A 25,482-nucleotide genomic window follows, 5' to 3' on the forward strand; every position below is an offset into this window, starting at 1 on the left:
GGGTGCGGATTTGAAGATACGAGAGATTGGAAAGAGGGGGGTGCTTTTCACCTTTGAAGACGGTGACTCCCCAATGGGCTGCGACACCTCCGTATATTTGGTATTGGGAGAGAAGAGAGCCTATCTCTGCGACACCTTTCTCGGTCCGCAATGGATGGATGTGATAAAGCAATACCTGCGAAGCAATGGCTATGAAGGGCGTCTTATAGTATTCAACACGCACTCGGATTTCGATCATGTATGGGGCAACGGGGCTTTCGACGATTCGGACATTCTGGCTCATACCCTTGCCAGAAAGAGGATGAAGGAGAGATGGGAGTTTGACTATTCGAAGCTTTCGCGCTTCCGTCAAGTCGATATCTTTATGAGATTGCCGAACATCACTTTCAGCGACAGTCTTTTTTTCGAAGACGACGGAGTCGAATTTCGTCACATGCCCGGACACACGGTCTGCTCTTCGGTTTGCCTGGACTGGCAGGAATCTGTGCTCTTCGTCGGTGATCTACTTGAAGAACCGGTTCCGGTTACGTTGTGGGGTGATCTGGTGACCTTCACGGAGACTCTCAAATCCCTGAGAAACCTGAACTTTTCGACAGTTATTTCCGCACATTCGGGAGTGGTGGGGCCGGAGCTATTTGAGAAAAACATTGAGTACATCAAAGATCTGTTGCTGAGGAAGGAAATCGCCTTTCCTGCCGGTGCCGACGATGGCGCGCACCCCTTCAACGTTAAATACCTGAAGTACCTCAAATACGAAGAGATGGCCAGGGCGAAAGAAGGGGAGAGTTTCGACTTCTCGAAATTCAAAAGAGAATTCTGGGCATTTGTGGGTTACGATCAGGAACGGATGGCTGAGGAATCGAAGATAATCATAGAAACCCCTCCGGAAAAATATGAAGAGGCATGGGAGAGATATTTGCATGGATAACTTTCAGACTGTAAACAATGCATGTTTCGAGCACGACTCTACGTTTGAAAGTGTAAAGGCGATTTGAAGCGGATATTGAGAACCGATTCAACACAGCCGAGGGAAAGACTGGAGAGCTATAAGCGACTCCAGAACAGCCGTATTTTATAGCCAGCATAGGGAAGCTCTTCACTTCGGTGCTTATCTCCATGCTTGAGGAGAGAGGCCTGATAGCCTACGACGACAGGATCGTAAAATATCTGTATGACGGTGGTAGCTAATTAGAGTTTCCTGATTCACTTCAAAAAATTTTTTTACTATAGTTAGCACAGGCGACTGATCTCTACTTTTTTTTTCGTATAATTAGTTGTCAAGTCAACTTACACGGACTCCATACTCTTTTACCTAGCCGAATCTTTCATCTTTAAGCTGATTTGCAAATCAGGATAATTGGGGGCGAGTTGTGATGAGAAAAGTGGTACTTGTATCACTTGTTGTTCTGGTTGTTTTGCTTACCGGCTGTATCAAGATCTTCCGCACAAACGAGATAAAGGGGACGGTATTCACGGACGAGTACATTGAAAACGCCATAGTAAAAGTCCTCGACATGGAGGGAAATCCAGTCGTCGAGGGCGAGTTCCTCACCGACAAATACGGGAGGTTCTCAATTCCAGTTCATGAGGGCTTGAAGTTTCCCGTAGTGGTTCTTGCCACCTTCAACACCGGAGAGGAACCCGAAGATACCGATGCTCTGGCTTCGATAGTCGAAGAATCGTTCTACACCGAGCAAATTCTGGTAAACCCCGTATCATCTGTTTTCGCGGCATACATGTTCAGAATGGGAATTAGCTACAAAGATGCCGTCGAACAGGTGAGGGATGCCTTCAACGTTCCTCCCGATATAAATGTCCTGAGCCAGCTTTACCCGAAATTCGAAACTACCTATTTCTCCATGGAGAGGCTGGCCAGTTTCGTGGAAGATTATTTCGGGGGAGTTTACAAGGATTTCGTCGAAACCATTGTTGAAGCGATAGTCGGAGGAGCGAGGTACAACTTCGGCGTGGCGGCGACACTGGATTTCGATATATCCATTCTGGCCAAGGATCTCTTCAGCGGCATTACATCGGGAATAGTCGCAAATACTGCTTATAGTAGTATTTCGTGGGTCTTGAAAAACCTGTTCGGACTGGGCGACCAGACCACCGAGTTGATAAACGAGATTCTCAATCAGATACAGGAAGTAAACGCCAAGCTCGACACCATGTCAGAAAAGCTCGACACTATCGACACAGAGATCCAGAGCATCCTGACAAAGCTCGATCAGCAATATTACGATTCCTACATCAGAATGGTCGATCAGAACTATTTCACTCCCATCGAGGTTTGCACAGGGAAATACCTGTACATCACCACTCTGCCTGCGACAACTTCGACCGATTTGAGTATCGAATCGCTTATGCAGGATATATGGAACAGCAAACTGGATCAGGTTATGCTGAATATCAAGAAGGTCATCGTCGGTGGAACCGCCGAGACGAGTTATTTGTCGCTCTTCGAGATTTACATGAACAATGCCATGAACTCCCTGAGAACGCTGGGATTGATAGGTGAACCCACCGGGGATCTCGGTTTTTACAAAAGGTGTTCTCCCGACTCCCCGGTGTTCATACAGTACATTCAGGCTTATGTTGCCCTTTTCAAGGCGTTGACAACACGCCAGCTGCTCGCTTTGAACTTGCTTGTGGAATACGAGCACAAACAGGGAACCAGCCTCGCCCCGCTTCACCTGCAAAACTACACAGCCTATATCGAGGAAGAGGTAGAAATATTCTGGCAATGGCTTGAGACGTTCGTAACATACGCACTCGGCGGAGAGTCACTCATGACCGAACCGTTATACGACCCGGACAAAGCCTGGTTTTTCAACGAAGCCGACAACGCGGCCCTTAAGGCTCTCGGAAAGGATTCGGGAATAGTAGTTAGAGTGCTCTGGAATACTCAACCGATGGATTTCAGCATTGCAGGTTCTACAGAGGTACTACAAATAGGTCTTAAAACTGCTTTGGGATACTTGACTCCCGCTTACGAAATTTTCAAAGATCCGGCGAAGGGCGTAAAGCTTACCCTTGATAAGCAGGAGATTCAGCTCACGGGTGTGGATGAGGCCATACAGGCGACCGATCCCAACGGAGAACTCCGAATCTTGAACTACACCCATCAGGATCTTGATAGCACCAAGGAGCCCGAGGTATTAATGAGGCGCTATATCTTCGAGAATCTCTCGGATGGGAGGTACTCGATCTCCAGAAGTACCAACAACAATATCCTTCAGACATCCTATACACACACGCTTCTCGAAAACACCCACAAAAATATAGCGAACAACCTCTTTATAGCCGACGAATACCTAAGTGAGTCAAATTACGCCCTCAACATCTGCTCTGAGAATTCTCAGGTACAATCGCTTGCCATAGCTGCCTATATGCCTTCGATGAGAATAAACAATCTCGAGAGAGAAATGACCTACGGCAGAAGCGCTAGTGTCGCTGACCATGATTGGGTAGGAGTCCTGAACTATGCCTTGAACAGATACATGAAGATTTCTGATGAGTCGTACTGGGATAGATCGTGGATCCTTTTCATTCCAACCTGGGACAGTTATGGAGTTGATCTTGTCAAGGTCAACGGAACGGACAGAGAGGCTTCCGGGAGATACAGCTGCCGCCTTATACTCACAAACAAAGGCGACAAGGGAACGGGAGACGGATGGGGATGGCAGCAGGGAACGGTCACCAAAGATCATGTCGTCTGGATGAGGGCTACGTCGCAGTTGAGCGATATGTGCCTGGCGCCATATAACCTCTCCAAGTACTATTCCATAGACAAAAAAGACGACAAGTACAAAATGCTCTCGACTACTTACTGCCTGTACCTGAATCATGAAACCAGTCAATGGGATCTTATTGTCGAGCCGACATTCATAAATGTTCTTGGATTGCTCTTCGGTGGCGATAAGTTGTACTACGGCGAGTTGGTGAGGCTCAGACAGGTTAGTAGCGGCAAATACATTTCTTTCAACAAAGTATACACAAGTTCCTCTTCATACTACAATTGCGGTTCCGTAAACGACAACTATAAGTACAGCTTGAACAACTGGTGGGTCTTCTACAGATAATCGAACTATTTTAATTAAAGATCACGCGTCCTGTCCGATTTGGGGCTGCGTGATCTTTTTTCTTTGATTTTTTGCGGACAAACGTGCATTGGAGCCTTTCTTGTGGGTAAAAAATCCTTGAAATACGTGAAGAGTTTATGCTAAACAATTTTTAACTCCAAATTCCCAATTATTTGTACGTAAAATAAAATCGTCTTTGTGTAGGATTTTTCTCTGTCGAGTTAATTGTGCGTTCTGTTCGACATCATGAGAGATCTACTAGTGGAGGGGATGTATGTAAGAAAAGCTTTCCTGGTGAGTTTGCTTCTCGCACTGCTGTTTTGTACCAGTTTTGGGGTAACTAATCTCTATCTTGCAACCGGTGGAACTTCGGGAACTTATTACCCGTTCGGTGGCGTCATTGCTCAGGTCGTAGGTCAACGCTTCCCTGATATCAGTATCAGGGTTCAATCGACGGGAGCCTCTGCCGCAAACATAAGACTCATAGCCAGTAAAGAAGTTGACATCGCCATTGTACAGAACGATGTCATGCACTATGCGTACACGGGAACAGTTCTCTTCAAGGCGGGTGCCATCACGGATTTCTTAACTCTTTTCACAGCTTACACTGAAGTCTGTCAGGTAGTAACAAGAGCCGATTCCGGTATTAAATCGATAGCCGATCTAAAGGGAAAGAGAATATCTGTCGGTGATGCAGGGAGCGGTGTCGAGGCCAACAGCATACAGATACTGGAAGCCTACGGAATAACTTTCAAGGATATCTCAGTGCAGTATCTTTCTTTCGCAGATTCCGCTGCGGCTCTGAAGGATAGAAAGATCGACGCCTTCTTCACAACCGCAGGTATTCCCACCACGGCCATCGCGGAACTTTCAAGCACGAACCCGATAACGATTCTACCCGTCGAGCCGGAAGTAGCCGAAGAGCTAATTAAGAACTACCCCTTCTATGTAAAATTCGTGATTCCGCCCGATACCTACAAGGGAGTCACAGAGCCGGTCAACACAGTTGCCGTAAAGGCGACCTTCTTAGTTCGTAAGGATCTTCCCGAGGATATCGCCTACAATATCGTCAAAGGAATATTTGAGGGCAGGGAAGACATAATCGCCGGGCACGCAAAAGGCAGAGAACTGGATATCAATCTGGCAGTCACCGGTGTTTCCGTGCCTTTCCATCCCGGCGCGGAGATGTATTTCAGAGAACTTGCAGTCATTCAATAAAGTGTTTCGCTCTTATGTCATCGGGCGCTTGACGCGCCCGATGATTTTGTTTCGGTTCTTTGAATTAGGGACAGCGATGGCCTTTTTGCTTCTACCGTGCTGCCTGCTCGCAAACAGTACCAGATTACTTTTGATGGATGAAAGAACAGGCGAAGAGATCACATCGTTCATAATGGAAGACAATGGATACTTCTCGATTTCTTTTGTGCATTCCGTTAACCAGAGTCCGATCGAAGAGGTTTATCAGGTGAGAAAGAACCATATCTATCTGGTTTCCAGTCGCTTCAAAAGCTTCGGCGCGGGTGTCGCGGTGGAAATTCCCGAAGGGCTTATATTTGAAAGGTTTGAAGATGGATGCAGATAACGGGTTTCAACCTGAAGATCGATTATCTAGCTTATGTAGTGGGTACCGTCAGCGATCATATACTGCATATTGATCGAAAAGACTTCAGTCTGCGCGAGTTGTGTGGCCAGAACCGGTTCATTCTCATAACGCCGGCTTCTGGAATCGAAGATGGAGGCTAAGGTCGGAGAACGGAAAGTGAATTGACAAATATATATACTAATATTCGCGAACGGGAGGCGTGTTCTCGGTGAATGAAGAAAAAAAAGAGAATAATCAAATTGATATAGGTGAAGTTGACGCAAAAGCTGTACTGGAGAAATTCGATCGTGAATCCAGCGTGCGCCAGTTCACGGGGAAAAGTAAGATAATAGTCAGGTACCTATTGATAGGTTATTCAATCTTCGCGCTTTGGACCAACGTCGTGGTGACGCTGCCCGAACAGATAAAACGAGCCAGTTTCATCGCCATTGCGATATTCATAGCATTCATCCTCTTCCCTGTCAGAAGGAAGTACACCCAGATGGTAGATCACATCCACTGGTACGACCTGTTACTTGGAAGCGTTGGAGCGGCTGCCTTCTTCTATTATATGTTGTCAATTTTCACGAGATTGCAGCCAGGGCCGGCATGTACACGCCCTTCGAGATCTTCGTCGGTATCGTGGGAATCATGATTCTGCTGGAGATATGCCGCAGGGCCGTCAGGTTGCCAATAGTGATAGTCGTTCTCGGTTTCATCATATATACTTTCTATTCGGGTTTCTCTTACAGACGTATAGTCGTTCACCTTTTCTACGGAAGGTGTGATCGGCATTCCTCTGGGCGTCTGTTCGACTTTTATCGTTCTCTTCATTCTCTTCGGAGCCTTTCTTGAAAAGACTGGCGTCGGTCAGTTCTTCATAGACGTGGCCAACTCGATCGCCGGCTTCGCCACAGGAGGACCGGCCAAAGTCGCCGTAATATCCAGCGCTTTCGAGGGAATGGTTTCGGGGAGCTCCGTGTCCAACACAGTTGGATCGGGCAGTTTCACCATCCCGATGATGAAAAAGATAGGTTATCGCCCTGAATTTGCGGCGGCGGTAGAGGCGACGGCCTCCACTGGGGGACAGATCATGCCCCCTATAATGGGTGCAGCTGCATTCCTGATGGCCGAAATAACGGGCATCCCTTACTCGAATATCGTGATCGCGGCCTTCTTGCCGGCGGTACTGTACTTCACGGGCATCTTCCTGATGATCCATTTCGAGGCCAAGAAACTGGGCTTGAGGGGACTTGATCGCAAGGACATACCAAACTTCACCAAGCTCATGCTGAAAAAAGGCTTTTTGCTGATCCCGCTCTTCGTCATCATCTATCTCATGATGACCGGTTTCACCCCGGCAATGGCGGCCTTCTATTCTATAGTCTCGGCGATAATCGTTAGTATGTTCAGAAAGGATACCAGGATAACATTCAAAAGCGCGGGTGATGGGCTTGAAAACGGTGCTCGCAATACGATAGACGTCGCGATCGCCTGCTCGGTTGCCGGTATAATCATAGGAACGGTCACCCTGACAGGCAATGGGCTCGAACTGGCGACCGGACTTCTCAACCTTTCGGGAGGAATACCGATCATCGCTCTCTTTCTCACGATGATAGCCTGTATTATTCTGGGAATGGGCGTTCCGATAACGGCCAACTATGTCATCATGGCCACGATAACGGCCCCTATCGTTGTGAGACTTGGCATTCCCCTGATGGCGGCACATATGTTCGTCTTCTACTTCGGTATCGTGGCGGATATAACGCCGCCTGTGGCGCTGGCCGCGTACGCCGGCGCGGCCAGCGCGAAATCCAACACTCTCAAGACGGCCATAACGGCGACTAGACTCGCCATAACGGCCTTCATAATCCCGTATATATTTGCACTTAGCCCGAACCTGCTTCTGACTCCCGCTGCCCTATCAAACCCGGTGATGCTTTTGGAGACGGTCTTCATAGTCGTCACGTCCTTTGTTGGAATGCTGGGAATTTCGGCGGGGATGGAGGGCTTCATGTTCAAGCTAATGCCTTTCTGGCAACGTATCGCGGCTATAATCGGCGGGTTGCTCCTCATTTATCCCGGCTGGGTCACCGACCTGATAGGCTTCGGATTAGTAGGAGCGGTTTTTGCCCACCAGTATTTCACGGGAAAGGCCGGCGGCACGGGCCCCGTTACCGTTTCATAAGTGGGCGATTCACAAAACCTCCCGAAAAGGGAGGTTTTTTATTTCAACCACGGGCTTTGTAGAACGAGTTGAACCCGATGGCCGCGAGTAGTGTGACTGCCAAAAACCTTATGGCGCAAACGATCCCCGGCATTGCCGCCATGACTCCGTCCATGGAGAGCTTAATTATTGTCTGCGCCGCGATAACAGGGGCAGCCGTGTTGTATAATACACGATATACAACTCGGACCGTTTTATTGTCCCCCGTAATCGGCCGGAAAGGTGTCCAATATGAAAAAAGCCCTCAAGTTCTGGGATCTCGTCGCTTTAGAAATCGGCATGACGATCGGAGCCGGGATATTCGTCTTTATGCCGATCGCTTACAAGAGTGCGGGAGCGGGAACTATAATGGCTTTTATTTTCGCCTTCCTCCCGATGGCGTTCATAATGATCAACATCATGTTACTCGGCTCGACGCTTCCGACTACGGGGGGAACTTTCAAATACGGCGCCTTCCTTTTTTCGCCAAAAGCGGCGTTTTTAGGTCTCTGGGCATATCTCTTCGGGGCTTTTGTGGGCCTTTTCCCTCTGAATGCGCTCGCGTTGGCATCGTATATGAAAGGGATCTGGAATGGCCTCTCTCTTGTACCCGTGGCCTTGATTGTTTTAACCTTTTTCTATTTGGTCAACCTTCTTGGATTGAAAATGGCCTCCCGTGTGGAGATAACTGCTGTGGCTCTCTTGTTCATCGCCATAGCCGTTTACACTGTGCCGGGCATGGGAAACATTGATAGTAAAAACCTTGAAACCGTTTTCTCGGCAGGACCGGGTACGATCATCTACGCTTCGGCGCTTCTCACATTCACTTTTGCCGGTTCCAACGCCGTGATAGAGCTCGGCGGAGAGGTAGAGAGCGCCAAGAAGAATCTCCCGCTCTCAGTGATCTTCTCTCTTACAGTTGTGCTGATATGCTATCTTATGATGGCCGTAGTCTCATTCGGCGTTGGCGGAGATACGCTGGAAAACGGCACGTTGAACGATGTCGCCTCGAATTATCTGAGCGGTTTTCTTTTCTATGTTTTCGCGTTCGGTGGTCCGATTCTTGCAATCGCCACTACGATAAACGCCACATTCATGTGGGGAACGAGGTCTTTACTTGCGCTCTGCAGGCTGCATGTCTTTCCCTCGAAACTCGGATCGATAAACAGGAGGGGAACACCCTGGGTGTTGCTCACAATTATATGGCTTCTATCTTCGATCATGCTGATTTCGGTCGGCGAATCCGGACTGAATCTCTTTGCATCCTTCGCTTCGATAGGCGGGATCGCGGTCATTATTCCTACAATGTTTGCCGTCTTCAGATTGAAGAGAGATCCCAGGCTCAAAGAAAAGGCCCCGGCTATAGTGAACAGGAAGTGGTTTGGCATTTTACCGGTTCTCGGCACGGTATTTTCGATGATGATAATGCTCATCCTCCTTTATCAGGTCGGGGTAGATTTCAGTATCTCTTTCTTCTTGCTCTTCATTGTCTGGGAAGTCCTTGGAATGATATACTTCCTCTTCAGGTTGAAGTACCTCGACCGTGCAAGGAAAAACCCCTTCTCCAGAAATGATCTGTCGGCGTTCGACGATTAACCGGTCATAACCTCCGCCAAAAGCCACGAAAAACATATCCAGAAGGTTCTGAGGATAATGCCGCCTATGGCGGTGGAATGACGCTGGCGAGAGTTCCTGTGAGATAGTATTCGGCGAAAACTTTGCTATCGAAGTGTTTGAACCTCGCGAAGGATTTGGCGGCGATCACCATACCTATTCACGTTGACCGTAAGGATAGTCAGAACGACAAGCCTCTCGAAAATCCAGATGACCTTCCCCGTTCTGATGTTGTTAAGGACGGCGTTGCGCCCCATTATTCTCGAGATAGTCCGGCCAGTTCCTGAATCAAGTCGAACAGCTTTCGTATAAAGACAGCCCTCCAAAGACCACCGAAAGATAAACGATCGTGGTGAAGAGTATCCTCTACGGGAACCCTTTCGGGATATATCCCCATATAAGTGGTCATACTGACCGATCAAATCTTCAAAATCGGCCGTCACGACACGTACACTCCCGTAAGCCCCGCAACACGCTGCAAACTCTAGAGTTGTTCTATCACAGTCGTCTTCCCGTACTATGGAACGACTTCTAGTTTGTGGGTAATGATGAACTTAGGACGAGAGGACCGCGAGGACCCTTCTCTGGAATATCGATAGCTGCGCTTTTCTGATCAGCAACTGTGAAAGCGTTTCGGGTCTGTCTGTGATTATGGAAGAGACTCCCAAGCTCGTGTAGCGCATCATCGAGTCGGTGTCGTTTACCGTCCAAACGTGCACATCTCTGCCATAGGAACGCGCGCGTATCATGAAGGTTTCGTTCAGTATGGTGGAAGACACGCTGTAGAAATCTACGTCCAGCGACCAGAGGTCTTTTGTTATGTAAGTGACTATCAGTCCGATCTGAATGGCAGGGTTACTCTCTCTCACGGCTGCCAGACGAACTCTGCTAGTAGAAGTTATAATGGTTCTCTGCGTGAATTCATGTTTCTCGAGGATATCGAGAACGGCCTGAACGATCGAGGGCGTTTTTTCGTAATCTTTTAGCTCTATGTTGAGTTTTATTTTCGTATCGACTCCGCTCATATACTCGATAACTTCTTCCAGCGTTGCTATTCTCTCGCCTGCGAAGTTTCTGGAAAATCTCCTCCCCACGTCTATCGCCTTTATCTCCTCCAGAGTCATCTCGGGGACACTTTTACTTACTCCGGCAACTTTGGAGAGCGTTCTGTCGTGGTTCAACACTACATGTCCGTCGCTTGTCAGCTGTACATCTATTTCTATGATATCCGCACCATCGTGTACGGCCCGAATTATAGCGCTCATGGTATTTTCTGGGGCTTTCAAAGAACTTCCTCTGTGCGCAGTAACCAGTGGAAGATCGACCTCCGATTCCACCATGAGCTTACCGTAGTAATCGAAATAAGTCGCCTGGAACGCGAAAAGACCTATCAAAAATAGAATCCAGGGTCTTTTCTGAATCGTCGATTCTTTCACAGAAGAAACTCCAGTTTTCTCAAGCCCCTCAAAACGATTTTCGGAAACCAGTTCGTGGAAGAGGCGGGTAACCAGAATTGAAAACAGTCCCGCGACGATTATCCAGATGACTGTGACAAAAACCGTTTCGGCGGAAGCGAAGAGCGAGAGTCTGAATATATTGAAAGATGTCGGTTCTCTGCTGTAACTGATCATAAGTTCGCGGCCCCATCTGAAGGCGAAAGAAAATACTAGAAGTATCGTCACAGTTAAGAGCCAGAAACGCCCCAGAATGTGCGCCAGTCTCATTCTGTTTCCTTTCACAAGTTTCCTGCTCGATCCAAGGGCCTTCAGAAATTTCTTTCGGCAGAGCAGTCCGAAGTGCATTGTGAAAAGCCAGCTGAGCATCAATCTTATAAGAATCAGTAGGGAAACTGCAGCGAGCAACCAGCCAAAAAAACCTGTGAAGAAAGAGGGATATTCACCATTGCCGGAGTCGGTGATCTTTCTGGTGATAAAAGCGAAGACTGTAAGAAGAGGAACGAAACAGAATGTGTAAACGCCGGCCAGAAAGGAGGAAAGGCCAACTATCCTTGGCGCGGTTCTGAGAACCTTAAACAATACCTCTCTGATTTTGGGAACACTTCCCCGGACTTTTCCCGAAGCGATGATTAGTAGTCCGCTCTGCTCGACCAGAAAACCTACCAGCCATAAAAAGACAATGATCATCACCAAAACCAGGTCAGGAAAGCTCCCCGAGTACTCGAAAAACTCCCAGCTTCCCGATTTCGACTTCACTGGCATCGATACGAGAGATCTAAGAAAAAGGGCCACCGCCGGAATCGAAAGCGAAGCGACTACGAATTTCGACAGGATAGAGAATGTAGCCAGACTCAAAGCAGAGGCTTTGAAATCCGAAAACACCGATCTAAAAACTCCCATAGAATTGGCCAACGAGTACAACTCCCGGACAGACTTTCCATTTAGACGTCAAAATGGATCGGGCGAGTTTTGTAAGGCTCGCTACGGTTTGGTTAAAAAGCAGGATCGTTATCAAACAACGGGTATCTTTACCTGTGAGACAGCATTAAGATGTTCCAAAGATTCCGCCCGCTTTCGAAGAGACGGTAAGGGAGGGTGCAAGTTAGCCTTCAAAGAGCGAGAATCAATCCCCCGATGTCGGCGTAAGTCGCGATGGTGGGTCCCATCGTTCCAACAATCACTTCGGCGTCGGGGATCCTTTTTTTTATCTCGTCGGCGAAGTAACCGGCATCTTTCCGGTTGTCAACATGTGTGATACCGAAGAGCTTTTTTCCCTCGCGAGAGGCTTCGTCTATGAGGTCTATTATAGCCTGCCTGAAACGATTGGCACCCCTGAGTTTCTTGTAGAGTTTCACCTCTCCCCCGACACCGTGAAGGATTATTCTTATATTCAGGATATTTGCGAGACTGCCCTGAAACTTGCTGAGACGGCCTCCTTTGATTATGTTCTCGAGAGTCAACAACGGAATAATGATCCTGACGTTTTTGCGATACTCTTCGATTGCATGGAGTATCTCATCCATGCCCTTTCCCTGGAGCGCCATTCTGGAAGCCATAATAACCTGGATTCCATGAGATAGAGAACCTGCGAGAGAGTCGAAAACGACGGCTTTGTTTCCACTCAACTGTGCGCCGACCTGGGCCGACTGATAGGTGCCGCTCAACTTTGACGATATGGTTATGCAGAGAGGTGTATCGCCTTCCGACTGGATTGAGTTGAAGATATCCGCGAATTCGCCCGGGGAAGGTTGGGAGGTTTTGGGAAGCGTTTTAGCTTCGCCCATTAGCTTCCAGAATTCCTGGGGCGAGATATCTATGTTCTCTTTGTAAGATTTGCCGTCGATCACGACATTCATGGGGACAAAAGTGATACGGTTAGACTCGATGAGTTCTAAAGGCAGATCGCAGGAACTATCGGTAACCACTTTCACCATGGCAGTCTCTCCCGAATCGATTATTCGAAGATATTATAACTCACAGATCGATCGTTACGCGCCCCGTCGAAAATCTCTTTCACTCCAGAACAGGTATCAGAAGGTAATATACGTTCTGTACTTGCCTTCTATCCAGTCTTTTGCGACCGCGTGAGCGGTGGCAATGTCTATTCTTCCATTACCGGCCAGGCCGGAAATGAATCCGGCGTTGAAGGCATCTCCCGCGCCAATCGTATCGACGATATCACCGGTTTTCTCCGCGTGGTGAAATTCGCATTGATCCTTGCCCATCAGCATCGAACCCCTGGAACCCATTTTTATGAGAGCCCTGCTCGTGTAGTCACTCTTGTAAATTTGAACGGCCTCTTCCAGATACTCCAATTGCATGAGAGACAGGAATTCGGCTTCATTTGGCAGGAACCAGTCGACGGAACTGAGCAGGTTGCTAACCTTCGGTCTGAAATATTCCCAGCCGTTCGTCGGCCAGCCCGTATCGAGGTACAGGGTGTTGTCTTCTTTAAGTACATCCATAAGCGATCTCAATTTATCTTCATGCAAGCCTCTGAGCACATTGATCCCGCAAAAAAGAATGTGGGCGCCCTTTGTTTCTCGCAGCCTGTCTGCCACAAAATCGACGTCGAGGGATCTCATGACGCTCTCGTTGCTGAAAAAGCTTCTTTCGTTACTGCTGTGAGTTATGGCTATGGAAAAGGGAGTCCTGCCCTTCAGCAGCTCGAAATCAGACACATCGATGCCCAGTTCGGTGAACCTTGCCTTAAAACCTTTACCGATGAAATCATCGCCGGCTACCGTGACGATTTCCACCGGGAAACCGAGTCTAGAAAGCACCACGGCCGAGTTTGCAGCCTGTCCACCTATTCTAACCTCTATGGAATCCACTCCAACTTCAGTACCCCAGGCGGGCCACCTGTCGATCGATCCGGCTATGATATCGACATTCACGTTTCCCACAACAATCACTCTATCCAATTTCATCACACTCCCTCGGGGTTTAAAATGCACGCAAATTATACCACCCATGAAAAGGAGATACGTGAAAGGACTTATGGCGACCGAATATGGGGTATAGGGTCATAAGGTCTGGTAGTGGCGAGATCGTGTAAAGACACCAAGGCACAACGTTCTGGTTATTGATCCCAATTCTCGCCTGATGCGAACACTTCCGGGGATGATCGGAAAAATATCACCTTTATCCAATTCCGTATCTACCAGTAAGGGAATCTCTGAACGGCTCCAGTTGAGGTGGCCGAAACGTGAAAACTACAAAGATCGCCCCAAGGGCTAGCAAAAAAATGGCGGCCACAACGGCAGTCGCCACAGTTGTCTTTCCGGTTGCGGCTATTTTGAAGGAGACTGTCTGTCCCAGATAGATGGCGAAGGCCATCAGTAGGAGATCTATAATCAGGTTGTGGTGGACGAATAGCGTATAAAGGTAAAAGCCGCCCAGGATAGTGCCGCACATTATGTAAATGCCCAGCGTTTTACCGGTCAGCAAGGAGCTTCCGGAAATGCCTTTACAGAATCCGATTTCCAGAAAAAAGAGGATGACGCCCGTTAGAAAAACGAGCTTAAGATGCTCCCAGACGCTCTCGTTCACCGGAGTAAGTGCTCCAACGAAAACATTCTCTCCGCTCAGTTCATACGCGAAGTGGAGCAGTGCACCCGAGAAAAAAATGAAAAAGAAACCCGCAAATTCCCATCGCTTCAGGCAATCGCTACCCAAATCCACCACCCCGGTATTCTATCTACCGCGAGACGACTTCTGGTATGACAGGCAAGCAGACCGGCTTCACTGAGCGGTCACGAATCTCGAGACCAGTTCGTTGAAGCCGTGCTGTCTGAGCAATTCTCCCACTCTTCTCCAGCAGGTGAAGCTGTAAGCCCTGTATGTCATGAAGTCCATGCCTGCATGATCCAGCTCTTCGATGTTTTCCAGCAACGGCTCTTCCCTGCCGACCCATTCGCCCGTGACCGTGCAAACGAAGCCCTCCTCCAGCCAATAGGGGAGGTTGAAGCGTTGAAAAAAGATGTGCGACATCTCGTGAGCCAGTGTCCGGGCCAGGTCGGGGATAAGGCTGAGCGGTTGAAGATATATGGTCTCCCCGTGTGTGGCCGCCACGAACCAGTAACCAAGGCGGGAGAGCCTTGAAAACTCTCCCGCCGAAGAAGCGATAATTACGTTGTAATTTCCCACAACCGTTCTACCCGTTAGTCTCTCCAGAGCGTTCCTGTAAGCCGACAGCTCGGGAGAGTCCCAGCCGATGTGGGAGCTTGTATATCCTGCCAGAAAAATCGAGGCATACAGAAATGAAACGATCGCGACTCTCTTCATTCCACTTTTAAAAGGACTGGCGACGTATTGGCCGAATACTGACCGTCGTACATGGCCCATGCCTGTACGGCCGGTATGAGGAACTCACCGGTCGTGAGTACTCTCCAGGTCGTTCTTGTCACGAACTCACCGTTGTACCTGAAGAAGAAGGCCACTCTGTCGAACCTGTCCTCACGGAAGGTATAGCCCCACCAGTAATCGTAATAATAGAATTTCGAGAAGCCCAGCATATCTCCCTCGGGATTCTCCTCGATCGCGATCCCCGTTGAGGGCAACATATCTTCCACGACTATGTAAGGGGCGTTTTCCGGTATGTTGACGCGCACCTCCGAAATAATTGTCTCCCCGGCCTTTACCGGCGACTGGGGTTTAAGGGTCATGAGATATATCTCCACCCCGTTGAGATAGTAATCGGATTCGACCGTCTTCAACACGAAACCTTCAGGAGTGCTGCCCATGATCTCGCCCTCGTATATCTTCAGTCCGAGGTGGTACGAGCCGAGCATGAGTTCACCATCTGCTACCGAGAGCGCCATCCCTTCGAGCTGCCTGGCGACGTCTATCTCGAGTCCATCGACTTCATCGGGCGAAAGCAGTTTGAGTGAAGCCACAACGTATGGCGAATCTAGCTGGGGGGTCGTGAGAATGTAAGTGTTATCCATCGGGACGCTCAACTTCCTTCTCAATATCCTTTCCAGCCCGATTCCGCTCTCGGAAGGTTTTATCTCACCGGCCGGGACCGCTGTCTCTCCATTGATCGAAACTGCGACGAGCCCAGTGGTTTTGATCGTCATGACACCGGGCACGATGGCGAATGTAAGGGAAGTGCCATCGCTTACAGCCTCGAGGAGTGAGCCATTGGCCGTAGCGGAAACCTCCGCATCTTTTGATAGAGAAGAGCTGAAGGAGGCCAGCGATGCAACAGCTAGCGCCGTTGAAGCCGTTCTGTACCAGTAACTTCCGTCACCCATCGTCAGGAGCTTTCTGGAGATAGCTCCGATCTCGTCGGGCGAAATCTGGAGATTGACGGCGGCTTTCAACAGGAAGGAGAGAGTCACCGTCTCGTCGAAGAAATAGTTGAAGCTGCTGCCCTTGACCGGTTTATCGCTTTCCAGATCCACGTAGCTCATGGCTTCATCGAAGAGGCTTTTCGCCCGTTCATTTAGGTTGAACACCTTGGCCGTGAGCGAAGAGAGGATCATGGAAGGGACATCTTCCTTGTAATCGACGATGGCACTTATCGGATCTCTGAGCTTTCTGCTGAAGAGGGCTATCACGTACTGCAGGAATGGGTCGGGAGAGGAGCTGTGCAGGTCTTTCATGGCCGAGTAACCCATCCTGATAACATCGCTGTTTATTTTGTAGCCGTTTTCCATGGCCAGATAGAAACCGTACATGACGTAAGCGGTCATGAAGGCGTCGGTCTGGTCGCCTTTCCACCAGCCCCAGCCTCCATCGTAATGCTGATAGCCGTACAGTCTCTCCAGGCTCTGATCAGTTACGACTTTCACTCTCTCGGCGAAGGCTTCATCGGCCCCTTCGAGAAGTTTCGAAGCGGCGACGGCAGGCAGGAATCTGCTCATGGTCTGTTCGACACAGCCGTATGGATAGTCTACCAGGTAGCGTATGGCCTCCAGTAGTATGGGATCTATCGTGGAGGCGACTGTTATCCAGCCGACAGAGTTGGCTGAAAATTCAAGCGTTCTCTCGCCATTCAGGAAGTCCAGTTCACCGAACCTCACATAAGTGAACCTGGGCTTTACGGGTATTTCATATTCCACGCCGTCCGAGCCTCTGCTCCCTTCGACGACGAACTTGACAGTGAGTTTCTCGTCTTTCTGTGAAGCCTCAAGATCGGGTACATTCACTTCGTATTTGAAAGTCGAGCTCTGGAAGCCCGGCACAATCGAACCTTTCTCTTCGATAACTTTTCCATCCACGTAGAAGCCTGAAAGAACTGGCATCTGTGAATCGGTGTTGTTCTTGACAGAAAAGACGAATTGCACCTTATCGCCGGCTATGAGAAACTCGGGAAGGAAGCTACTGATGGTCATCGGCTTCCATGTTTCGAAACTGGATCTGGCGTAGCTGAACCCTCCGCCCTTATCGGACGCCAAAGCCCTCACGGTCCAGGTGTCCAGATCTTCTGGAACTACGAATGAAAGTTCGGCCCGGCCTGCTTCATCTGTGAAGGTTCCAACAGACCAGAGGGCGCTGTCACTGAAGAGTTTTCTGGCCTTAACGTCAGATGTGAGACCCTCTTCCGAACCGCCGCGATCGCCCATTCCATATGTCTCTTTGGCCAGCATCTTCGATTCGGCCGCCGGAGGCTGCGATTCGAGGAGGTCGCCCAGTCGGGCTATGGTCGGATACGGGGAATAATAAAGGTCCACCAGAGTGATCGAGCCGAACCCTCTGTAGAAGGGATTCATGAGCGAACCCTTCCAGTAATCCTGATCTCCTTCGAAGAGCGAGAGCATGGCCTGTGAGACGACCGCTACCGTCAATCCAACGCTGGCCGGTTTGCCGTCGGGATCTGTTACCTCGACCTTCAGATTAACATTTTCTCCCGGCGCGTATCTTTCGTCTGTGATCAACTTCACACTGTAGTCCTTCAGGGGAGAATCGACATCTATCATCCAGCTGTAATTCATTTGGTAGTTCTTGTAGCCAACCATATACAGCACGAAACTCTCGTAAGCGTAGCCTTCGGGTATTTCGACCTCAACCGAGTTCTTACCGGCGAGCGCGTGGTAAGGAAACTGGGAAAATATTCCCGAGAAATCGGCGATAATCCAGAGGTCGAGCTCGCTGGATGAATAGAAGGAGAGGCTAACTTTCGAACCGGGAGCGGCCGGTGTTATCTTGTCCAGCGTCAGGGAATCGTAAATATCGTAGTAAGAGCCTACATATATGGAGTATCTGTCGGTCACTTCGGCTTCACCGGAAGGTGCACCGCTCAGTTCTATGTACACTAGATTGTCGTCGGGCACATCTCCCAGATCTATGGTGAATTCTGCTTTACCGTCGCTTCCAGTGGTTATCTCTCTCCTGACAACGTTGATCTTCACTTTCTTTTCCACGGCTTTGCCCTGATCGATAAGAGTTACGCTCTGTTCGTACCAGGCTTTTACTTCAATTGTCTTAGACACCGGCGTGTCGTCGTTCAGCCGCGTTTCTATTTTGGCCATCAGCTGTTTGTTGTTGAGAGTGTACTCGGTGACGAAACCGAAGGTGCCCTGCACGATCTTGAAGTCCACAGTGGTGCGCGACTGCATGCCCGTATCGTCGGACACGGTTATGACCGCGTAATAGTAACCGGGATCTAGCGGGCCGTTGTAGCCTATGACTGTCTCGCCGATGCCGTCGAGTCTGGCGGTCCCGTTATCTATGTACTGTCCGCCTTTGTATATCGTGTAATCCACCTTTCCCAGCGAGACAGGATCGCCGAAGTAGTACTGTGATTTCACGTTTATACTGACCGCCTCACCCTTCTTGAATACTTTGCCGGTCGCTTCTGCCGTGGTGAAGAAGGTAGGCTTCTTATAGTCGGCTATCTGGAAGTAGTAGTAATCTTCGTTCCCCTCCCAGCGCACTATGATCCTGTAAGAACCCCTGGTGATCTCCGAATAAGTCTTGAAAGACGAGTCTATCGAGCCCAGTTCGTCGGGAATCAGGTTCTCTTTGTACACCGAGCGGTTGAGAGGATCGGTTATCTCGACTTCCACCGGACCCAGTACCGGGATCTTATAACCCTCCGGAGTGATCTCCCTTATGAAAGACCTGAAGTTCACGGTCTCTCCGGCTTTATACGCTGGTCTGTCTGTGAAAGTCATGGATACGTATTTGGAAGGCAGGTAGTAATCGTACTCCCCGGGTTTCCAGAGGAGCGAACCGTTAGGCGACTGAATCAGAATCGCCTCACCGCTTTCAGGAAGTGAATCAAACACGAAGAGCCCGTTTTCGGTCTTTCCTATGAGAGAACCGTCTCTGAGTCTGTAAAGGGAGAAATCTTTTACGAAGATAGAATCCTCCCTCGTCCAGAGCCTCAACATCGCTCCACGCTCGTGTTTCAGCAACTGTGCCCCCACTGTACGGTAGCTGGTGATCACTTTAGCCGTTTTCGATTCGGAAGTGACGACCAGGAGCCTGAGACCTTTCATGCTATCAACCGGAAGGGTCAATCTCTGATTCTCTTTTACGGTCTGCCTGATCGCATAGAGCGGATCGCCCGAGACCCTGACATCTGCAATAGTCAAGGCTCCGGTCAGGTCTTCTTGATCGAGACTGTACACCTTGATGTCGATGTAGCCATCTTTCTTATCGGTATAGATCGTCGGAAGATAGTTCAGAGAGTAGATTTCGATGAAAAAGCCGTCGAAATTGTAATTATATTGCTGGATTTGAAACGCCTGAACCGTGGTGATCGCGGAAACTAACAGGAGCAGGAGAACTATGATTCTCTTCATTTTTCACCCTCCATCACATCCGGGGTAACCACTTGAAGCTGTAAACCCCAAGAAAGTATTCGTTGTTGTTTATAGGTAACCATTGATAAGGCATCATTCTCATATAATCGTTCAAACTCCAGACCTTCAAGGAGCCACTATCGCCAGGCGAAAGGGGACCCGTGTGGTAGATCAATCCATCGCCGGTGTATATCATGGAGTGAAAAGTAGAAGGCGAGGGGTGGTGGAAAAAGATGATATCTCCTGGTCTGGCCGACGCGATATCTCTACCCCTATATACCATATTACTCCTGACGAGGTTATAGGCATCGGCAAAGTAAGTGAATTGCCCGCTAGAATCGATGAAAAGCTTCGGGCCAACGATTGGAATGGCCGGATAGTTGTACTTGACGACATCAGGAAGGATCGTAAGGTCTATGCCGGTCTTTTCAAACCAAAGACGCGTGTCTATTCCCGTCTCCCTGAACCAGTTGTCGTCGTGAACCCTCAGCGCCTCCCTCGCCGCGAATCTTATCAGGCCAGAGCAGTCTCTCTCCTGATTGCTCCACCTGCCCGAGAACTGTATAGCCTGATAGGCCGCGATGTTTACGAACCATGCCCTGAAGCACCAGGCGTCGTTCGAATCGAGAACGAGCATATCCGGAAAGTCGTCGAAATTCTCATCCACGAAATCTTCGAAATCCAGCGAAACGGTTTTTCTGGCCTTGAAGAGGCCGTTATATTCAACTACTATTACGGCGTCGGGGTCGTCGGCTATGAAGAGGTAACTGATCGTTCCTTCTGCTGTCTGAAAATCGAGAAGGCTGGCTCCACGAGAATAAGCTAGAACCGGACGTTCTAGACCGGATACGGGAACCTCCAGAGAAAAACTCTCTCCGCGTCGAATTGCCGCCTTTCCCGTGACTACAATAGCCCCGAAATCTCCCTTCAGAACCAGAAAACCGGAAGAGATGGCGACAGTGACAGAAAAAAGCAAAAAGAGATATATAATCTCGGTACGTTTCATTGCTATCTCCCCTCAGAAATCGCTAAAAAAAACCACACAGTTTATAAGACTTTCACCGCGTCGATTGGTTCATAACGATTCCGGCAAATATCCTCATTTAAACGGTATCGATTTGCTATACCAGTCGAACTCAACGCACTCTGTATGAAAGCCGTTCGAAAGATTGAGAGATTCAATAAAAAACCCGGATGCTCGCTGTACAAGTTATGGGTGACAATGAATATCTCTGAATAGGACTTTGAACACTGATTTAGAGCAGCAGATGGACGGTCTATGCTTATGGCTCATGACCAAACTACGAAGAACCAACTTGTCAACAAGTTAATTCATTGTCTTTCGTTTTGAAGACTTATTCTGGAGTAAACGTTTCAGATTCCGTGTATATACCCCGAAATGTCCATAGACGATCTTCGATGTGGATGATTTAGAAGGTAGAATCGAAATGATAAAGTTGTACAGTGAGTGGACAACTAATCAAATACAGGTGGTAGAAAACAGCTATGAAGACGAAGAAACGCACTTCTACGGATGTTGTGAACAAACTGAAAAAAATGATAGTCCTCGAAGATCTGGAGAGATTGCCCGGCGAGGTGGAGCTTTCCAACAGACTGGGTGTCAGCAGGACCATAATAAGGGAAGCGCTGAGGGTGCTGGAATACGAGGGAGTTACCAGAACCGTTCACGGCAGTGGCACTTTCGTTCTGAAGAGAACAAGTTTGAAGATACTCTTCAACGTGAATTTCGAAATAGAGACCGATAGCGCGAGAGATATTCTTGATCTGATCGAACTGAGAAGCACGCTCGAGAGATCGGCGATAGCGCTTGCCGTTTCTCACGCGAGTTCGACCGATATTGAGGAGTTATCGCTCTGTATGGACAGGCTTTCCAGGGCGATGGCTACCAGAGAGAATCTTGGCGATACCGACGCCAGCTTTCATAAAAAGCTTTTCGAGATCTCACACAACCGCTTCCTCAGGGAAGTCTTCGATGTGGTCTTCGATGGACTCGAAGTGCTATGGAAGTCCCCCCTCGGACTGGACACTTTCGGCGACGCGGGATTGCCTTTACACAGGGATCTTTACGAGGCGATTAGAGAGCGCAATCTTGATGTGGCGCTGGAGATTTACGACAGAATAATAAATCTGGACAGGAAAGACATTATGGACCTCACCGGTTATAAACCGAAATCGCAGAACTTGCAGCATTCGATCACGGGAGTGAAGAAAGATGGAGATTGATGTCCTGAAGATGCTGGAGAGAAGAGACAAGTGGTACCTGGGCGGTGGCAACAGACTTCTTTGGACGCCCCCTTTTCCGTTGCACCTCGATCGCCCCGGCGCCTGGGATTTTGTGAGTTATTTCGATTTGAGGATCGATCCGGGGTACACGATCAGCGTTGTCGATTGGGGAGTTCCGGTAGATTTTGTCTGTGTCGATAAACTCTGGAATCCGGCTACATTGAGAAGCCTCTTCCGTTCGGGCGACCTTGAAATGCTTGAAGAGAAGGCCCTGCTGAAGGAGGATTTTCTGGTGTCCAGGGTAACCCTGAAGAACAACTCGAAGGAAGCGAAAGAGCTGGATATAGTCGTTTGGACGGCCCAGCAATGTTCCGACAGCGACAGCGAGGTCGATACGGAGATAATAGATGTGGCCGACAGCGGTATCGTTTTCAAGAAGAGACTCGTAAAGCCCAGGAGGAGACCTTATCCCGCTTACGTGATTTTGGCTCTGGAAGGGAAGGAAAGCCACAACGTATCATTTTCTGAGAGAACGGGAAATCTCCCGAATTTCAGATTAAGCCCGTTCTACGAAAAGCTCGGAAACGATGGATTGATCGAGAGAATCGATACGAACGGCATCAACAGGGAGGGCTTGCTGTACATAGGTTTGTACAGGAAAGTGAAACTCGCTCCTGGAAACGAAGCGATTTTCAACTGCGGACTGGGCGCAGCCCCAGATGTGGAGGAAGTCGTGAAGGCAGCCAGAAAATCCCTCGCGTGCGACCCTGTAGAAGAGAGCCGTAGAAACTGGGAGTCGTACTTCAGATCACTTCCGCAATTTTCGATCGGAGAGCCATATTTGCAGAAATACTACTATTACCGATGGTACGGTCTCAAGCTTTTCACCAGCAGCGTAAACGAATCCTTCATGAAACACCCGGCTATAGCCGAGGGACTGGATTATTTCCGGGCCTTCATAACTTACAGCGCACAGTGTCACATGCTCGAGACCAGATGGTCGGCCAGTCCAGAGGTGGCAATGGGGAGTCTCTTGAATTTCATAGAAAACCAGAGGGACGATGGCTCCTTCGCCGGGCATATATATGTCAACCAGTTGCAGGAGAACGGTTTTTACCATGCAGACTGGGGTAGAGCGGTGATGGAACTATACAGGATACACCCGGACAGATTCTTCATAGAGCGTATCTACGGCCCCATGAAGAAGTATCTCGGGTATTTCGACAGGGTAAGGGACAGAGAGAACAGCGGACTATACGACGTGGTGGACCAGTTCGAAACGGGACAGGAGTACATGAGCCGTTACACCGTTGTAGATCCTATGGCCGACAGGTATGGCTGGATAAACAACATACGTCTCAAGGGCGTCGATGCCACGGTTTACGTGTACAACCTGAAAAAGGCTCTAGCCTGGATGGCCGGTCTTCTGGGGCTGAAAGAAGAGAGAAAGCTCTTCGAAGAGAGTGCCGCAAAGACGAAAAAGGCTGTACTCGAGCTCATGTGGGACGACCATGAAGAGATCTTTTACGATGTGAATCCCGTCGATTTCAAGAGAACCGGCGTGAAGGCCGCCGTCTGTTTCTATCCGTATATGACCGATATAGTAGATGAATCTCATCTGCCGGGACTCAAAAAGCACCTGCTCAATCCGGATGAGTTCTGGACGGAATATCCTGTCGTATCCACGAGCGTCGATGATCGCCTCTTCAGCCAGTGGGCCGAGTGGAAGGGCAAACGCCACAATTGCCCGTGGAACGGCAGGGTCTGGCCAATGACCAACAGCCACATGGTAGATGTTCTGGGCTTTTGTGCCAGAAGGTTCGACGATAGACTGCTCAGGGAGAAGACCGTGGAGCTGGTGAAAAAGTTCATAAAGATGATGTATTACGAGGGCGACATCGAAAGGCCCAATTGCTTCGAACACTACAATCCCTTCAATGGGAAGGCCTGTGTTTACAGGGGTGTCGATGATTACCAGCACTCATGGGTAGTGGATCTGCTCTTCAGATACCTGGCCGGAATCGATTTCACCGAAAATGGCCTGACGCTTGATCCCTTCCCTTTCGGCATCGATTTCGAACTCGACAACCTGACGATCGCGGGCAAAAAGCTGAGGATAAGATCGAGTAAAGGCATTTTCGAGGCTGAGTACAACGGCAAGACAATAAATAGGCTTTGAATAGGCCGCTTAAATAGCGGACAGGGAAAAAGAAAATGGAGGTGGAAGTATGGATAGGGCAAGATATTCAAGGTTCTTTATCGTAGTCATTCTGCTGATTCTCTCTTCATTCGCGATAGGTGCGACAAAACTCAGGGTAACCACCTGGGCGGGCGCCGAAGAAGCCGCGCTTGACGAGGCGATCATCGCAGAATTCATGAGACTAAATCCGGAATATGAAGTTGTTTACGAACCGGTTCCCGGCGATTATTACCAGAAAATTCTAACAGACATTGGCGCCGGAACACCCCCCGATGTCATACTGCTGGATGCCGAAATGATCCCGGCCTTCGTGGAGGGCAAATACCTGACCGATATCAACCCCTTCATAAATAGACTGAGCAGGGAGGGTGCGAGCGGAACGAACCTCGATGAGTACTTCCCCGTTCTCGTCGATATCTTCAGGTCAGGCAGGAGTCTCTATGCCCTTCCCAAAGACACCAGCCCGATAGGCATCTTCTACAACAAGAACGTTTTCGACCAGTTCGGAGTCCCTTATCCGCCGGAAGGTGGCTGGACGATGGAGGAGTTCGCCGAAACGGTCAAGAAGCTTAGCAAGGATACCGACGGCGATGGAAAGAATGATGTCTGGGGCTTCGCCTTCCCATCTTGGGTAGGCGTGGTAGTGCCGATCCTCTGGGCAGGCGGTGGAGAGGTCTTCAGCCCTGATTTCACAAAGACTTCGGGATATCTCAACAGTGACGTGAACGTCGGTACCTATAGTTTCTACATGGATCTCCTCGCCAAGGGCTATGCGCCTACACCACAGGAAGCCAGCTCTTTGGGCGGAACCTCTGCACTCTTCTATACCGGCAAGGTTGCCATGGTGATCACCGGACGCTGGTTCAACGTCTCTATAAAATCCCAGATCGCGAAAGGTGCCAATCTCAAGGTTGGAGGCGCTTCGATACCGTACGCCAGCGAGCAAAGCAAAGCAACAGTCACTTACGCTTCTGGCTGGGCCGTGCCATCGAACGTAGCCGACAAGGCTGGTGCTACCAAGCTGGCCGCCTTCCTGTCGAGCGAATATGCACAGACCAAGAGATGCCTCGAAGGAGGACTAGCGATCTCGGCCATCAGGAGCATCGCTGAACTACAGGCCGCCAAGGACGCGCTGGATTCTACCTTTATAGGCATGCTCGATTACGCCCGGGTACCGGTAGGCTCGTTGACGAAGTACTACAGACCCCAGTTCGAAGATACGTGGGCCGAGGCCTTCGACAGGATGAACGTCGGAGGTGAGACCGTAAAACAGGCTATGGACTGGGCCGCCGCAACGATCGACGAATACATTGAAAAAGGTGAAAAGTAACAGGTTTTCCT

Annotated in this window: 18 protein-coding genes and 1 pseudogene; 12 read left to right on the plus strand and 7 right to left on the minus strand. The window is 49.3% G+C overall.

The annotated features are described in order from the left end of the window. Positions 1-10 precede the first annotated feature (10 nt). From MESINF_RS11395 to MESINF_RS11430, 9 genes and pseudogenes are all read left to right on the plus strand, one after another. A complete protein-coding gene (locus MESINF_RS11395) occupies positions 11-928 on the plus strand; it encodes an MBL fold metallo-hydrolase (protein WP_169699950.1) in 918 nt (305 codons plus the stop codon). A gap of 176 nt (positions 929-1,104) precedes the next feature. Next, a complete protein-coding gene (locus tag MESINF_RS13800) occupies positions 1,105-1,188 on the plus strand; it encodes a hypothetical protein (protein WP_408631280.1) in 84 nt (27 codons plus the stop codon). 185 nt (positions 1,189-1,373) lie between these two features. Further along, positions 1,374-4,082, plus strand: coding sequence for a hypothetical protein (locus MESINF_RS11405; protein ID WP_169699951.1), 2,709 nt, complete (start codon positions 1,374-1,376; stop codon positions 4,080-4,082). A gap of 270 nt (positions 4,083-4,352) precedes the next feature. Then, positions 4,353-5,300, plus strand: coding sequence for a TAXI family TRAP transporter solute-binding subunit (locus MESINF_RS11410; RefSeq protein ID WP_169699952.1), 948 nt, complete (start codon positions 4,353-4,355; stop codon positions 5,298-5,300). A 133-nt stretch (positions 5,301-5,433) separates the two neighbouring features. Then, the gene (locus MESINF_RS11415; protein WP_169699954.1) at positions 5,434-5,664 is read left to right on the plus strand and encodes a DUF1850 domain-containing protein; all 231 of its coding nucleotides are present in this window, start codon (positions 5,434-5,436) and stop codon (positions 5,662-5,664) included. Beyond that, positions 5,655-5,825, plus strand: coding sequence for a hypothetical protein (locus MESINF_RS11420; RefSeq protein ID WP_169699956.1), 171 nt, complete (start codon positions 5,655-5,657; stop codon positions 5,823-5,825). Before MESINF_RS11415 ends, MESINF_RS11420 begins: the two co-directional genes overlap by 10 nt. A gap of 68 nt (positions 5,826-5,893) precedes the next feature. Further along, on the plus strand, positions 5,894-6,319 hold the full coding sequence (locus MESINF_RS13575) for a hypothetical protein (protein ID WP_197712672.1): 426 nt from the start codon (positions 5,894-5,896) through the stop codon (positions 6,317-6,319). A 20-nt stretch (positions 6,320-6,339) separates the two neighbouring features. Continuing rightward, positions 6,340-7,852: pseudogene (locus MESINF_RS11425) on the plus strand (TRAP transporter permease); the annotation flags it as partial. Positions 7,853-8,122: 270 nt separating this feature from the next. Then, on the plus strand, positions 8,123-9,466 hold the full coding sequence (locus MESINF_RS11430) for an APC family permease (RefSeq protein WP_169699958.1): 1,344 nt from the start codon (positions 8,123-8,125) through the stop codon (positions 9,464-9,466). A 572-nt stretch (positions 9,467-10,038) separates the two neighbouring features. Here the strand turns inward: MESINF_RS11430 and MESINF_RS11435 are convergent. From MESINF_RS11435 to MESINF_RS11465, 7 genes are all read right to left on the minus strand, one after another. Continuing rightward, on the minus strand, positions 10,039-11,853 hold the full coding sequence (locus tag MESINF_RS11435) for a glycerophosphodiester phosphodiesterase family protein (RefSeq protein ID WP_169699961.1): 1,815 nt from the start codon (positions 11,851-11,853) through the stop codon (positions 10,039-10,041). Between the two features lie 197 nt (positions 11,854-12,050). Beyond that, complete coding sequence (locus MESINF_RS11440) at positions 12,051-12,875, minus strand: DegV family protein (RefSeq protein WP_169699963.1); 825 nt, start codon at positions 12,873-12,875, stop codon at positions 12,051-12,053. 96 nt (positions 12,876-12,971) lie between these two features. Next, positions 12,972-13,871 carry a carbohydrate kinase family protein gene (locus MESINF_RS11445; RefSeq protein WP_169699964.1) on the minus strand — a complete coding sequence of 300 codons (900 nt, stop codon included), beginning with the start codon at positions 13,869-13,871 and terminating at the stop codon, positions 12,972-12,974. A gap of 214 nt (positions 13,872-14,085) precedes the next feature. Further along, positions 14,086-14,619, minus strand: coding sequence for a DUF6512 family protein (locus tag MESINF_RS11450; protein WP_169699966.1), 534 nt, complete (start codon positions 14,617-14,619; stop codon positions 14,086-14,088). A 66-nt stretch (positions 14,620-14,685) separates the two neighbouring features. Beyond that, positions 14,686-15,228, minus strand: a complete 543-nt coding sequence (locus MESINF_RS11455; protein ID WP_169699968.1) for a hypothetical protein — start codon at positions 15,226-15,228, stop codon at positions 14,686-14,688. After that, positions 15,225-19,697: an MG2 domain-containing protein gene (locus MESINF_RS11460; RefSeq protein WP_169699970.1), complete on the minus strand. Its 4,473-nt coding sequence runs from the start codon at positions 19,695-19,697 to the stop codon at positions 15,225-15,227. Before MESINF_RS11460 ends, MESINF_RS11455 begins: the two co-directional genes overlap by 4 nt. A gap of 13 nt (positions 19,698-19,710) precedes the next feature. After that, positions 19,711-20,703: a DUF1175 domain-containing protein gene (locus MESINF_RS11465; RefSeq protein WP_169699972.1), complete on the minus strand. Its 993-nt coding sequence runs from the start codon at positions 20,701-20,703 to the stop codon at positions 19,711-19,713. Positions 20,704-21,203: 500 nt separating this feature from the next. On the opposite strand from MESINF_RS11465, the gene MESINF_RS11470 reads away from it, so the two are divergent. Genes MESINF_RS11470 through MESINF_RS11480 form a run of 3 tightly spaced genes read left to right on the plus strand, consistent with a single transcriptional unit; the run spans position 21,204 to position 25,471 of the window. Further along, positions 21,204-21,941 carry a FadR/GntR family transcriptional regulator gene (locus tag MESINF_RS11470; protein ID WP_169699974.1) on the plus strand — a complete coding sequence of 246 codons (738 nt, stop codon included), beginning with the start codon at positions 21,204-21,206 and terminating at the stop codon, positions 21,939-21,941. After that, positions 21,931-24,120 carry an MGH1-like glycoside hydrolase domain-containing protein gene (locus MESINF_RS11475; RefSeq protein WP_169699976.1) on the plus strand — a complete coding sequence of 730 codons (2,190 nt, stop codon included), beginning with the start codon at positions 21,931-21,933 and terminating at the stop codon, positions 24,118-24,120. Before MESINF_RS11470 ends, MESINF_RS11475 begins: the two co-directional genes overlap by 11 nt. A 49-nt stretch (positions 24,121-24,169) precedes the next feature. After that, on the plus strand, positions 24,170-25,471 hold the full coding sequence (locus MESINF_RS11480; protein WP_169699977.1) for an ABC transporter substrate-binding protein: 1,302 nt from the start codon (positions 24,170-24,172) through the stop codon (positions 25,469-25,471). Positions 25,472-25,482 lie beyond the last annotated feature (11 nt).

The sequence above is a fragment of the Mesotoga infera genome (assembly GCF_900157305.1).
GTDB classification, from domain to species: domain Bacteria; phylum Thermotogota; class Thermotogae; order Petrotogales; family Kosmotogaceae; genus Mesotoga; species Mesotoga infera.